9 protein-coding genes are annotated in these 14,416 nt (G+C 29.9%); 2 read left to right on the top strand and 7 right to left on the bottom strand.

The window, feature by feature from the left end:
• Positions 1-11 precede the first annotated feature (11 nt).
• Both GQF29_RS11410 and GQF29_RS11405 read right to left on the bottom strand, forming a co-directional pair.
• Positions 12-4,946 (bottom strand): discoidin domain-containing protein, encoded by a 4,935-nt coding sequence (locus GQF29_RS11410; protein WP_160340810.1) that lies wholly within the window; start codon positions 4,944-4,946, stop codon positions 12-14.
• The gene (locus GQF29_RS11405; protein WP_008787460.1) at positions 4,924-8,739 is read right to left on the bottom strand and encodes a GDSL-type esterase/lipase family protein; all 3,816 of its coding nucleotides are present in this window, start codon (positions 8,737-8,739) and stop codon (positions 4,924-4,926) included. The genes GQF29_RS11410 and GQF29_RS11405 overlap by 23 nt, the downstream gene beginning before the upstream one ends.
• A gap of 197 nt (positions 8,740-8,936) precedes the next feature.
• On the opposite strand from GQF29_RS11405, the gene GQF29_RS11400 reads away from it, so the two are divergent.
• A complete protein-coding gene (locus tag GQF29_RS11400) occupies positions 8,937-9,053 on the top strand; it encodes a LacI family DNA-binding transcriptional regulator (protein ID WP_017143906.1) in 117 nt (38 codons plus the stop codon).
• Positions 9,022-9,966 (top strand): substrate-binding domain-containing protein, encoded by a 945-nt coding sequence (locus tag GQF29_RS11395; RefSeq protein ID WP_008787459.1) that lies wholly within the window; start codon positions 9,022-9,024, stop codon positions 9,964-9,966. Before GQF29_RS11400 ends, GQF29_RS11395 begins: the two co-directional genes overlap by 32 nt.
• Before the next feature lie 112 nt (positions 9,967-10,078).
• Here the strand turns inward: GQF29_RS11395 and fba are convergent, their stop codons facing one another.
• The 5 genes from fba to GQF29_RS11370 form a co-directional block, all read right to left on the bottom strand.
• On the bottom strand, positions 10,079-10,945 hold the full coding sequence (gene fba / locus GQF29_RS11390; protein ID WP_008787458.1) for a class II fructose-1,6-bisphosphate aldolase: 867 nt from the start codon (positions 10,943-10,945) through the stop codon (positions 10,079-10,081).
• Between the two features lie 87 nt (positions 10,946-11,032).
• Positions 11,033-12,217, bottom strand: a complete 1,185-nt coding sequence (locus GQF29_RS11385; RefSeq protein ID WP_008787457.1) for a MalY/PatB family protein — start codon at positions 12,215-12,217, stop codon at positions 11,033-11,035.
• A complete protein-coding gene (locus GQF29_RS11380) occupies positions 12,210-12,950 on the bottom strand; it encodes a TrmH family RNA methyltransferase (RefSeq protein WP_017143908.1) in 741 nt (246 codons plus the stop codon). The genes GQF29_RS11385 and GQF29_RS11380 overlap by 8 nt, the downstream gene beginning before the upstream one ends.
• Complete coding sequence (locus GQF29_RS11375) at positions 12,937-14,061, bottom strand: tetratricopeptide repeat protein (protein ID WP_008787455.1); 1,125 nt, start codon at positions 14,059-14,061, stop codon at positions 12,937-12,939. Before GQF29_RS11375 ends, GQF29_RS11380 begins: the two co-directional genes overlap by 14 nt.
• Positions 14,058-14,330, bottom strand: coding sequence for a hypothetical protein (locus tag GQF29_RS11370; protein ID WP_008787454.1), 273 nt, complete (start codon positions 14,328-14,330; stop codon positions 14,058-14,060). Before GQF29_RS11370 ends, GQF29_RS11375 begins: the two co-directional genes overlap by 4 nt.
• Positions 14,331-14,416 lie beyond the last annotated feature (86 nt).

The following is a 14,416-nucleotide window of genomic DNA, read 5'->3' as shown; positions in this document are numbered from 1 at the left end:
ATGACTCCTTTCTATCTTGTCTCTTCTTTTTTCTTTTTACTTACAACAAAGTAAATAACAGCTGCAATTCCCATACATCCTATTAACATTTCGACAGAACGAGTACTATCAGATGTATTCACTTGAGAAGATGATGTCTTATCATCTTGATTCATTGGATTATCTGTATTTGGATTTTCAGAACCATCTGGTTTATTTCCATCTGGTTTTGTAGAATCACTAGGTTTTACTTCAGATGTTTTTTCTTTATCAACTACCATTATAAATTCAGAGAATAAATGACTTTCAAAAATAACCTTACCATTTTCCTTTGTTGTATAAAGAGTATCAATCGTTTTTGAACCATCATCATTTTCATGTAATCTATAGATCGTTACTCCTCTATCATTAAATTTTTCATCTAAATCAATTTCAAAATCTAACAATAATGATGTTTCATCAAGTCTTGCAATTTCTCTTTTCTCAGAAGTATTTTGGCTATCTTTCGCATAAATAGCTAGACTTACATCTAAATATTGACCGATTTCTGTATCTTCATCTTTTTCAATATCTTTAAGATACTCATTAAGTTGAGTCTTATCTGTTGTACTTAAATCTGACACTGGAAGTGCAGATGATTCTGCAACAACTTCCACATAACTTCCTTTCTTTAATTCCTTTTTAACAATATCTAAAGCCATTGCATCATTCTTTAATACTTTTTCAGCTTCTTCTAAATCTTTAAATCCAACAACAACTTTATTGACTTCATCTTCAATTGTAACTGGAGTAATATTGACTGTATTATTTTCATAAGCAATCTTAATCAATTCTTCAATTGCAGTCATCAAATTCTTTGTTGCTTTATCTACTTCTTCCTGAGATGGTCTTGCAGCTTCATTAATCATATTTGCTTTTTCTAATGCTTTTATATATTTGCTAACAGATGAATTTGTATATTCTTGGAGATTAATAGTCTTTGTACTTTGAATAGCTTTTATAAGTTCATCTTTATTTACTGCTTCTGTATAACCAGTAGTTAAATCTATAGCTTCCTGACTTGTTAAAATTTCTTGAGTGACTAACACATATTCAATTTCACCTTTAAAATTAGTTATTCCATTTTGTCCACCAATTGAAACACTATTAATTGAAGACGTTATCTGTGAGAACATTTCAAAAGAACCTGTATTATTTACTTTTACTTCCTGCCCATCAACAGTTAAACAATATTGATAAGAATCAATAGACAATACCAATGTATGCCATTCATCCTGACTTAAAGTATTATTGATAAATCCTGCCTGTGACCCATCTTTTCCATAAATAATTTTTAAGATATTATTATTCATAATAACTAAAGAAGCATATGTTCCATTTCCTTTTAATTCAGAAGTGGCAGTATTGATACCAAATAATGCACTATTACCACTATCTGTTGAAGAACGTTTAAATTTAACAATAATTGATCCTGTCTTCATTAATTTTAAATCTTGTAATGAATGATTATCAGAATTGATATCACTATCTTGCAAAGTTTCAACTCTTTGTCCATCAAATGTTTGATTTCCTTCTTCAAATATCTTATTGATAATAGAATTATTCTTTAATCCATCAAAGCTTACCTGAGTGTCATGTAAAATTTGTTCATCTAAAATTCCATCATTGTTTTTAGCAGTCACTTTGTAATAATAATCTTTACCATATCCACATTCATAAATAAATTCATTTTGATTTTGAGAAGCACGTATTGTTTTAATGACTTCATATGTTCCATTTTCTTGGTCTGAAACAGAGATAACATATTGTTCTGCTGATGCTACATCATTCCAGCTTAGTCTCACTGTACTATAACGAGAAGTAATCTCTGCATCCAAATTATCTTTAATAAATGTAGATGTTCCTGTCACACGCATTTCAGCAATACTTGCAACAGCATTCTTTTGTGTCGTTGTAGAAGGTTTTGCTGCACCTTTAATGACTAATTTCACATATTTTATATTTAGTTTTTCAGCAAATGAAATAGATTTCCATCCATCAGATGCCATCCATGTTCCAGCTGCTACTTTATCATATGTATTTCCATCTGAACTCACATAAACTTCATAACTTGTAATTCTACCTTCATCATTGCCTTGTCTTGGTAAATATCTTATACCATTAACAGTTGATGGACTTTTTAAATTCGCTATAAAATATGCCCCATTCCCATTTACATTTGTTGTCCAATATGATAAAGAATCATCATCAAGTGCATTTAAAGCTTTTGTTGACTTGATTGTCGCACTTCCTCTAGCATTAGCTAATGGGATATCTTTTGCTTTATCTGCTTGGTTATTTCCAATATAAGCAATTGTATAAAGTTTATTATTATTCTTTTCTTTATCAAAAGACTGACCATAGACAGTATCTATTATTGCATCATTTTCAATAGAAACCGCAATTTCTCCATTATCATTATCTTTAACAACATATTTAAAGATTAATTCATTTGTTCCTGAACCAGAAACATATTCTGCAGTTGCATTTGTTCCATTAATCTTCAAATCAAGTTGACGTGTTTGACCATTCACCATAAAAACTGTCTGATCAAAAGTCACTTTAATTGCCAATTCATCATTAGCTTGAACAACTTTATTTTCATTATCAATCTTTATGCTTTTGACTTTAGGTGAGAAAACATTCACTTTATTTTCAGTAAGGTAATCAAAGTTTACTTTCATATACTGCATAATATAGCCTTCTTTTTCATATACGATACCAAGATGATTATCATCAATTTGAACTAAACTAGAATATGCAAATCCTCCATCATCAATTGTTTTATCATATTTAACATTTAATTCATCACCTTTTATTTCACATAATCTAATATGTCCTACTTTTCTTGATTTTTTTGTATCATGTGGTAACGTTTTTGTACTATATTCATTTCCACTAGCATTAGAAATCGCAATATATTCTTTACTGCCTTTACCATCTAAATCTGCTTGAACTGTAATTGCTGATAATTGACAATATGGTTCACGAATATCAGTATCATAAACTTGTCCCCAAGTTTCTCCATAATCCTCACTTATCGCATATTGAACAACTCCATAATCTCTATCTGCATCAAGAAAAGAAGTATTTCTCATAAATTGAACTAATCTGCCATCATTTAATTGTACAATTTGACTTTCTGTCAATTCATATGTAGAATCACCTTTTTGATTATTTAAAGTTTGTGAAGTAATTGTTCTTTCTTCATCTGTTCCTTTATTTACAATTCTTCCATCATTAGGAGATTCTCCTCTTATCCAAGTCTTTCCACCATCATCACTATAAATGTTTGCTGAACTTTGACTACCTAAATTTGTTCCAACTCCATTTGTTGTGTAATAAATTGGGAAGATTAAACGAGTTGAACCATCAGCCTTTTTAGCTTTAATACCAGCACCAGGCCCTGTTCCCACAAATTTCATATAATCTTCTTTAATATATGGTGTTAAATCTCTTGGTTGATCCCAAGTTTCCCCATCATCTGTGCTTGTAAACATCCAAACATAAACAGTTTTTAAAACATGTAATTCTCCACTTTTTGTTCCTGAACCATTTAAATAAATATTTCCAACATTAACACCTTTCTTCAATAATTCTCCATTACTTGTACTTGTTAATGTTTCTGCATTATATCCTTGTACAACATAATCAGTTCTATTTCCTCTTCCATCATAAACAACACCATTTTCTTTAACTGTATATCGGTTATTTTGTCTATCATAAAGATTTAAATACCATTTTCCTTTAATCTTTTCATATGCGCTTGTTGAAGTTGCATCTATAGCTCCATTTGACTCTGGACAAATATCAACAAATAAATATGTTGTTCCATCAGCATGTAAAAGAACAGGATCTATAGCAACTGCTGATTGAGTACGTCTAGAATTTGGATAATATCCATCTTCAATAAAATCTCTACTCTTATCAAAATTACTATTTGTAGGCATATCTATAACAACTTTATTTTCACCCCAAGTTTTACCATCATTTGTACTGATTCTTACTGCTGTTGCAATATCTCCCCAGTCATTATAATGGTACTTTCTGGCATCAGCTGCTGCTATAAGTTTTCCACTATCTGTTTTCACAATGGAAGGAATTCTATACATACTGACAGCCACACCATCTGGATCGTCGCTTTCTTCTCCTGAATTAATTTTTGTTCCTTTTTCCCACAACTTTGTCATTTCTGGGAGTTCAACAACATCTGTTGGTGTATGTAGCTCTTTGATTTGATCATCATTAATCACTTGATCATGAATCTGAACTATATCCATTGATCCATTCATAGGATATTTTAGAGGGTTAGTGTCCACCACCACTACTCCACCTAAAGTAACAATATTAAATCCATCTTTAACTTTATTAAAGTGAGTATACTCAACATTGATATTTCCAACATTCTGACCATCTAAATAAACTGTCATGTTTGAATTTGTAGTATCAGTTTCCTTAAATGTATAAGTGAGTGTATGCCAGTTTGTATTGTTCAATATATTTGATTCTAACGAAATACTAGAAGTCGCAATATCAGGACCAAAATTACTTCTTCGCTCAAATAGAATCTGATCTGCTGTTTCACTATTCCTTTTAACTCCTAAAACAGCATACTTATTTGAAGTTTCTGTTGTTGATAGACTTAACAATCCAACAGCTTCGCTACCATTTTCAATCTTATTGTTAAATTTAAATCTTAAAGTAATACTCCCTGATTTCATTGCAGATTTAACTTTTGTTAAATTTTCTGATGTATTGATATCTGTACTTTGTGCTGTTGCATTAGCAAGATTACCTTCTAGTTTTTTATTTTCTAATTGTATTATTGGTTCTATCGTATTCTCTGCAAAAGAGTTTGTCACTCCAGCAATGATTGAGAATGATAACACAGCTGCCAATAAAACTTTAATCGTTTGATTCTTTTTCATTGGTTATCCCTTCCTTCTTTTTTAATATGATTGGTATGATGAGTGCTGCAGCCAGTAAGACAATATATAATTCTGACTGATATTCATCTGATGTTTGTACTTTGTTTACGAATAGAGAATGTTGTTTGTTATTATCTACTTGTGTATTTGTATTCCCGTGATTTGGTTTATTATCATCTTGAGATGGTTCTTCAACTCCATCCTCTTTCTTTTCATATATAAAACTATATTGACTTCCTACTTGACCATTAAAAGTAATTTTATTTCCATTTCTTTCAAAAGCAACTTTTGGATACTCGTCTTCTATATTTTTAACCAAATAGAATGATTTCACTTCATCATTTAATAATTGATCAGGAATATCAATTGTGACTTTTATCAATGTATTTGTATTATCAAACTCATAAACTTCTTCATCATCTACCATTAATAAAGCTTTTAAACTATAAATTCCTAATTTATTTTCAATTCTCATACGTGCTCTTTGTCTCTGTTCAACAAAAGCAAGCTTAACCACAATCTTTTGTCCCTTATCTGAAGCTTCTTTAATGATAGCTTGAGCTTTTACATCATTTCTAATCATTAATTTGAATTGATCTATATCATCTACTAATAAATCATTATCTAATTCTACTTCTAATTGTGATGGTTTCACTAATTGTTCAATAGCATCATTTAATGCAGTCATTGCATCATCTATTTCTTTTATTGTTGGATTTGTTTTTTTATAAACAGTTTTAGCTGATGCTAAGGCTTCTTCAAATATTTCCTTTGAACTTGTTGTATATTCGCTTAAATCTTTTTTATCACATTCTTTAATCAACTCATTTAACTGTTCTTTATCAGTTAATTCAATATCCTGTAATATATAAGAAATCAATTCTGCTTTTGTAATACTACATCCAGAGACTGACACTTTATATTCTTGATGAGAAGGCAAGCCATCAATAGTTAATATGCCATCATCACCAACAGTTTCATATGTCTTTGTTCCTATTTGAACTGTTAATTTTATATCTTTAACTCCACTTAACTGATTTGTATTAAACGATATTGAATTTTTAGTTTTATCAAAATGTAAGTTTGTTGTTGTATTCTTTACAGTATTAAATGGCATTGTTATAAAAGTGTTAGGTATAAATGTATCTTCATCTAGAATACCAATTCCTTCAATAAATTGATGTGTCATCATTAAATGTCCATTAGCGCCTGGATGAAGTGCGCCTTTTGTAAATGCCCAATTATCACCATAAATATGATATTGATCTTGATACATATATGGATATTTACTCACAATATCATAAAATGGCGTATACTGATCTATAAAAATACAATCCCTTTCATATGCAACTTCTTTCATAACTTCTGTAAACTCTTTACATTTTGGATCTCTATCCGTCCATTGTGTTGGTAACGGTGATCTTAAAACAACAATGTCTGTTTTTTCCTTTGCCTTATCAACAAGTGTTTTTAAATTTGTTTTATAAAATTCTCTTGTTCTTACTATATCATTTGTTCCTAACATAATAGAAATTACATCAGGATTATAATCATTCAACCTAGCTTGAATATGTTTTAATGTTGAACTATCTGTATCTTTTTCATTTGCTCCATTAACTGTTGCTCCTGAAACAGCTGTATTAATAACTATATCTTTGCTTCTTTTTAAATCATCTTTTAAATATTTTTCAAATGATTGAGCAACTGTATCTTGTCCTAGGGTATAAGCAGCCCCATGTGTAATAGAATCACCCATAAACAACCATGTCAATGAATCATCATTTTCCATCTTTGTTTTTAATTGTTGTTGTAAAGTTGTTAATGTTTGTTTTTTTACACTTGCCTGTTGACCATTTCCAATAGTACCACTCATTGTTCTGATTTGTACTTTGCCATCTCTTGATTGAATTTTTAAACTATATTCTGTCCCTTTTTCCAATGAAGAAATACTAAATTTATGATTGACTTCATCAGTTATCGTTTTATCATTCAATGTTAAAGTATATACCCATTCTTGAATATCTTTATATTCTGGTATTTCAACCTCTAAAGAATTATCAGTACTTTGAATACTAGGTACAATGTCTTGAGCATATGTTTCTACTGTATTCATATTTTTAAGATTAAAATCAATACCTTTTGTACAAGGATAAAGGCTTGTTGTTTCGATAGTTGCCTCACTTAATTGTTCACCGATTTTATAATGACCACTTTGATTTAACAATCCATTTTTTAATGAATCTTCTGTTACATCATGATCAACGACAACTATTCTTTGATCATTCTTTGCTGTTGTAAATTCTGCTACAACGTCATCAACTGCCTGACAATATTTTTGAATTACTTGATCTGTTTGTGTATTATAAACAGTATGTGGTTTTTGGATGACTGCAAAGCCTTGATTATTTTTCAAAGATAAAGATGAATTGATAAACGTTTTTAATGCTTCTTTAAAGCCACTTACATCATCTTGACTATAATCCTCTTTTCCAACCATATAGGCCATCGCTTTAGGATTAAACTCATTTTTATATGATTCGAAATTATTATTTATATCTGTTAATGTTTGCCCTTTTCTCCCTGCATTCATTACATAGCGTTCTCTTTCAATAATATCACTTGTTTTGGTCCATCTTATATATTCCTCAAAATGACTCACATAATTTCTCATGCCTTGAACTTGATCATAACTTCCCTGAACCTCTTCACCACCAACAAACAACCATGTATTATCTGCATTTTTATTAAACATATTGCTTATTTGTGACCCTAATGATACATTTTTATTCAATTTGGCTGTAACAGCTGCTGTATAAGCCTTTGTTTCTTCGTCGGACATCACTTCATCTGTAATTGTGACATAAGCGATTTCACCTTTAAATCTAGCTACCTTTATACCATTATTTACAGCTCCTCCAATTGTTAAATAGTCTAATTTTGTAATAGAACTATTATTTAAAAAGTTAAGCAAATAATTACCATTATGATCATAGTCAAATTGAGTTTGCTTTTTTTCACCATTTACTCTATTTTTAAAATAAGAATTTTGTCCTTCAGTCTGTACCGATAAACTATAAGTAGTCCAATCATTTTCAGCAATTGCTTCTTCTAGACTATATTTAACAGTACTACTAAAATTATATCTTATTATATCTTTTGTTCCTTGCATAAAACTAATGCAATTAGCAGGATTTGAACTATCATTCACGTAATGACCACTAGCTGTTACAGCACTTTTATCTTTAATATTTAATAGAATTTCTCTATTTTTAACAGTCTTCTCTTCATCTGGTTTAAAAGAAATTAAAACTGTCCCTTTCTTTAATTCTTGTAATAAACTAATATTATGAGAAAATTCAAGAACCGTATTCCCATCAAATTTTTCTTTTCCACCTGATAAAGAAACATGAAAATTATTTGTTTCGTCCCTGGCATGTCCCTGCACCGCTTCAATACCAGTCTTATATGAATCTTTAACAATAGATGATTGAATACTTTCATCATCATTACATTTGATAACGTATCTTTCTTGTGTATTGACTCCAGCAGTTTCATCAATATATTCTTGACCTGTTACTGTTGTTATAAGAGAAAGTTTCGTGTCATCATCACCAACTTTATAAACATTATATTTGTCATGACCACTCACATTATTCCAGGAAATACGATTAGAACTATAACGTGCTTCTACCCTGGCATTAATCGTTTCGCTCGCATAAACATTCGAGGGCGACATTCCAATAATCATACTACTAATTAAACTCATAAATAAAACTTTTCTAATTTTTACCATATTTTACCTCCTCTAAATCAATGTTATTTCAATTTCATTATACTTTGACTAGTTAAAAAGTCAATATATTTACTAAAAATAATAATATTTTTATTATTATTTCACTTAAGTTTTAGTTAATTTTACTGTCGTTTTATGAAAATATAGTATTTTTTATAAATTATGATATAATTAATATATTATAGGAGAAGATATAAATGGCTAAATTAAAAGACGTAGCTCAACTTGCAAATGTATCTATAGCCACTGTTTCACGTATTTTAAATAATGATGAAACGTTGAGTGTTACGGAAGATACAAAAAACTGTTCTTGAAGCAGCTAAACAATTACAATATGTTGTTAAACCTAAAAAAAGTCCAAAAGCGACTTTTGCGATTATACAATGGTATTCAATTCAAGAAGAAATATGTGATCCTTATTATCTTGCTTTAAGACAAGGCGTAGAGAATTTCTTAAAATCTCAACAAATTGCTGTTAAACGTATTTTTTCAGATGATATTAATCTTTTTGAATCTTTTTATGATGTTAGTGGTATTATCTGTTTAGGGAAATTTAGTATTGAATATATTCGTAAATTAAAAAATTCATGTAAGAATCTTGTTCTTTTAGATATGGATTTAGTAAATCCCTGTAGTGAAGCATGTATTGTCTTAGATTTTGATGATGCAATGAAACAGGTTGTAGATTATTTTCATATTTTAGGTCATAAGAAGATTGGTTTTTTAGGAGGTATTGAACAAAGTGATGATAATCATACATATTTTGATGTACGTCGTAGTTCTTTTGAAAAATATTGTCAAAATTACCAAATGGAATATCAAAAATATATACGAGAAGATAAATTTACAAGTGAATCTGGATATCAAATGATGATTGAAATGATTCAATCAAATGATTTACCTGATGCTATTTTCGCAGCTAGTGATCCTATTGCTATAGGGGCCTTGCGTGCTCTTCTTGATAGTAAAATTAAAGTTCCTGAAGATATTTCTATTATGGAATTCGATAATATTGAAGCAACAAATTTCACTTCCCTACCGTTAACAACAATTCATGCTCCCGCTTATGAAATGGGACAATTAGGTGCTAAATTATTGTATTATTCATATTTAAATAACAGTTGCCCTAATCCTATGCGGATTCAGTTACCTTGTTATTTAATCGAGAGAGAATCATGTAGTGAAAATAAAAAAAGAATCTTTAAATTTCTTCTATCCAATTGTTAATGTTAATAAAACTATATTTCATTTTCTTTTCCCACTCTGTAGGTATCATAAGAATTTGTTTTATAGTTTTTTGTTTTAAGAAAAAAAGAAGTTCCGAAGAACTTCTCATTCATTATGCTTTATTTACACTTCCAAATAATTCCATTTTTTCTTTTACACATTCTTGAATTGCAGCAGCACCTGGTGCTAATAATTTACGAGGGTCAAATCCTTTACCTTCTAAATCTTTACCTGCTTCAATATATTTACGTGTAGCTTCTTGGAAATATAATTGACATTCAGTATTTACATTGATTTTAGATACTCCTAAAGTAATTGCTTTTTTAATCATATCTGCTGGAATACCAGTACCACCATGTAATACTAAAGGCATTGTTCCTGTTTCTTTTTGAATAGCATCTAATGCTTCAAAATCTAAACCTTCCCAGTTAGCTGGATATTTTCCATGGATATTTCCAATTCCTGCTGCTAAGAAATCAATTCCTAAATCTGCAATCATTTTACATTCCTTAGGATCGGCAACTTCACCTTTACCCACAACACCATCTTCTTCTCCACCAATTGAACCAACTTCTGCTTCAACTGATACACCTTTTGCATGGCATAATTCAACGATTTCTTTTGTTTTGGCAATGTTTTCTTCGATTCCATAATGAGAACCATCAAACATAATTGAAGAGAATCCAGCTTCTAATGCAGCTTTAGCTCCTTCATAACTACCATGATCTAAATGTAAAGCAACTGGTACAGTAATTCCTAATGAATCTACCATTGCACTTACCATAGCAGAAACAGTTTTAAATCCAGTCATATATTTAGCAGCTCCTTCAGATACTCCTAAAATAACTGGTGATTTTAATTCTTCTGCAGTTAATAAAATTGATTTAGTCCATTCTAAGTTGTTGATGTTAAATTGACCAACAGCATAGTGTCCTGCTTTTGCTTTTTGTAACATTTCTGTTGCTGAAACTAATCCCATATTTACAATCTCCTTTTCAATTTTTTACAACTCTATCATACACTGATTTCATTGAAATTTCCATAATTATTGACTATTTTTATAGATTTAAGCCCTTACAGTAACTTTTATTTCTTTTATAGCACTCTCTAATTGTTCCAAAGCCTGTTTTAAAACACTTCTAGGGCAAGCAACATTAAATCTTTCAAAGCCATCCCCACCAGTTCCAAAGATATAACCTTCATCTAACCATAGGTGTGCTTTCTTCAACATAAAATCCTCCAGTTCTTGATTATTCATACCAAGACTTCTCATATCTACCCAAACAAGATATAATCCTTGAGGATCAATCACTTTAATTTCTGGAAGATGTTCTGCAAAGAAAGTTTTCATATAATCAATATTACCTTGTAAATAAACTAAGAGTTCATCAACCCACTTTGCCCCATAAGTATAAGCAGCAATGCATGCTTCTAATCCAAAAATATTTGGATCACTTATTCCTGATGCTATCTTTTCATCAACAAATTTTTTTCTCATATCCTCATTGGCTATTATAATATTAGATGTTTGTAAAGCTGCCAAATTAAATGTTTTTGATGGTGATGTACAAATAATTGTAAAATCTTTAAATGATTGATCAACATTATAAAAAGCAATATGTTGATTATCTCCATAAACAAAGTCCATATGAATTTCATCACTTACAACATAAACATGATGTTTTTTACAAATCATACCTATTTGATATAATTCATTTCTTGACCAGACTCTTCCAATTGGATTATGAGGATGACATAAAATAAACATTTTTACATTATTTTGCACAATTTGCTGTTCAAAAACATCAAAATCACATATATATTGTTTTCCATTAAAAGATAAAGGACATTCTATAACTGTTCTACCATTCAATTGAATAGATGCATCAAATGGATAATAGACAGGCTTCATAATCATTACATTATCTGATGGTTTTGTATAAGCTCTCACCGCCAATTTTAATGCTGTTACAATTCCTGGTGTAGGAATAATCCAATCTTTCTCTACATGAAAATCATGTCTCGTCCCTAACCAATGAATAACTGATTGATAATAAGAGTCAGTTGGTGCTGCATATCCAAAAATTCCATGTTCTGCTCTTTTTATTAATACCTGTTTGACTTCAGGTAATGTTTCAAAATCCATATCAGCAACCCACATAGGGATAATACGTGTATCTTGAGCTTTTTCTCGATCATATTTAATACTATTTGTTTGTCTTCTATTTACAATTTTATCAAAATTATACATTATCTCTTAGTACCTCTTTTCTTTGAAATTGTTCTTTGGAAAAATGGAAAAGTGTAAGACCTAAAGCCATTGATAAATTCAATGAATCAATAGTTTCACTATGTGGTATAAAAACACTCTGACCATAATTCAAATAAGTATCATCTAAACCACTGCTTTCATTCCCAAACACTAATGAATGAACATTATTTGTAGATATTTGATGTATATTTTTGGCACCTTTTAACATGAATGGATAAAATTCATGATATTTATATTCTTGATAATATGATTCAAAATTATCATAATACTGTATATTGAGATGAAAAATAGCCCCCATAGATGCACGTATCACTTTTGGATCAAAAATATCTACTGCTGGACGTATAATAACCAAATGAAGGTATCCAAACCCCAGCATAGTTCTCATCATTGTTCCCATATTTCCCATATCCATTGGGTTTACCAAAACAACATGATTTCCTTCCTGAATTTGATCTGAATATTTTTTAAAAACACCAATTGCAAAACAATTGTTTTTAGGACTTAATTTATCTATTGTCTTATCATGGATTTCTATATGTATATGATATTGTTGACACAGTTCTTGAATTAATGGATAACCTTTATTTTGAATAATAGAAGAATGTACAACAACTCTTATGACATCTTGAGGTCTTTTTTTTAATAATTCAATTGTTGGAAACACGCCTAAAGTGTAAGATGTTTCATCATTCTTTTTATATATTTTCATAATTTTCTCTACTTTCCTTTTCATTTGACTGATTCAAAATCTCACTTGCGACTTGATAATAAGCCAATGATTTTTGATGATCCTTTTTCACATATCTTCCTAATTCATATAATTGTCCCAATAACAAACATGCATCTCGACTTCTTAACTGAGCTGCCTGATGTAAATATAACAAAGCTTTCTTTTCATCTTTTTCAACAACAAGCCCATCAAAAAGCATCATTGATAATTGATAAGTACTCTCTTTGTGCATAAAAAAGTACCCATATTCAAAATAGTGATAAGCTTTCTTTAAATCTATCTCTACACCTAATCCCATTCTTAAACATAAAGCAGCTCTATACAGACACTCAACCTGAAACAATTGTGCACCTTCAAAATAAGCCTCAAAGGCTCCAGCAAAATTTCTTTGTTCTTCTAAGAGCAGCCCTTTATAAAGGTATGCCTCTTCAAGATGACTTCTAGATAAGTGCTCATAAGCTTTCTTAGCATCATATTCAAAATACTGACCTAACATATAAAACGTACCAAGTCGATAATCAGTTAAATCATCCTGACGACTATGATAGTACATCATTGCTTTTTCAATATCTTGTTCAATACCATATCCATGTTCATACATAAACCCTAAATAATATGCACCACAATCATCCCCATGACCATAAAGATATGAATAAATTTCAAAAGCCTTCTCATAATCCTGCGAAACTCCAAAACCTAGGAAATACGTTTTTGCAATAATAGCAAGTTGAGGATAATCCTGACGTTCATATGCATCCTGTAATAAACTTAACATATCAGGAATTTCAAAATAATAACTAATCTCAGTTATAACTGTTTCAAAAACTGCCACGATAAAGATAGCTTCTTTTTCTTCACATTCTATGTTCTCCATTAAGTATTTGACATATCCATTACGATATATATCTTCATCAAAAATCATTGCATCATATATGCCAGTTTGAAAACCACGGATAATCCAAAAACACTCATCTAATAAATCTGGTGCTTCATCATTTAATGCTTCTTCAAAACGCTCTTCTTCAAAACGGATATTTTCACCATAATGATCAAATACATCTAAAATCACCTGAATTATACGAATATTCATAGTTCATCCTTATTAATATCTTGAAGTGTTTTTAATTCTTTTTGTGCATTTTCTCTTAAAGATTCAAAATGAGCTTTATCATAAGAAGCACCTTGATCAATAAATGTAATTAATTCATTATACTTTTCAACAATCAATTCAAATAATGACTCCTTAATTACATAATCTAATTCATTATGAGCCTGCATAGTCAATTGATTTACTGACTTATACTGTTCTTTAAATAAAGCATCATAATCCACCTTTTGTTTCTTAGAAAATAATCCCATAAGTCATACCTCCTTCACTTTTTCTATTATACCAATATTCCCAAGTAAAAGTAAACATGTTATAATGCTTAAAAAGGAGTGAGACT

The sequence above is a fragment of the Coprobacillus cateniformis genome (genome assembly GCF_009767585.1).
GTDB lineage: Bacteria > Bacillota_I > Bacilli_A > Erysipelotrichales > Coprobacillaceae > Coprobacillus > Coprobacillus cateniformis.
The sequence above is the reverse complement of the archived record's forward strand: the minus strand, read 5'-3'. Positions and strand labels throughout refer to the sequence as shown.

What these genes read in the sequence shown, in the direction of transcription:
- GQF29_RS11410 (WP_160340810.1), bottom strand. Translation starts at nt 4,946, where the DNA reads ATGAAAAAGAATCAAACGATTAAAGTTTTATTGGCAGCTGTGTTATCA.
- GQF29_RS11405 (WP_008787460.1), bottom strand. Translation starts at nt 8,739, where the DNA reads ATGGTAAAAATTAGAAAAGTTTTATTTATGAGTTTAATTAGTAGTATG.
- GQF29_RS11400 (WP_017143906.1), top strand. Translation starts at nt 8,937, where the DNA reads ATGGCTAAATTAAAAGACGTAGCTCAACTTGCAAATGTATCTATAGCC.
- fba (WP_008787458.1), bottom strand. Translation starts at nt 10,945, where the DNA reads ATGGGATTAGTTTCAGCAACAGAAATGTTACAAAAAGCAAAAGCAGGA.
- GQF29_RS11385 (WP_008787457.1), bottom strand. Translation starts at nt 12,217, where the DNA reads ATGTATAATTTTGATAAAATTGTAAATAGAAGACAAACAAATAGTATT.
- GQF29_RS11380 (WP_017143908.1), bottom strand. Translation starts at nt 12,950, where the DNA reads ATGAAAATATATAAAAAGAATGATGAAACATCTTACACTTTAGGCGTG.
- GQF29_RS11375 (WP_008787455.1), bottom strand. Translation starts at nt 14,061, where the DNA reads ATGAATATTCGTATAATTCAGGTGATTTTAGATGTATTTGATCATTAT.
- GQF29_RS11370 (WP_008787454.1), bottom strand. Translation starts at nt 14,330, where the DNA reads ATGGGATTATTTTCTAAGAAACAAAAGGTGGATTATGATGCTTTATTT.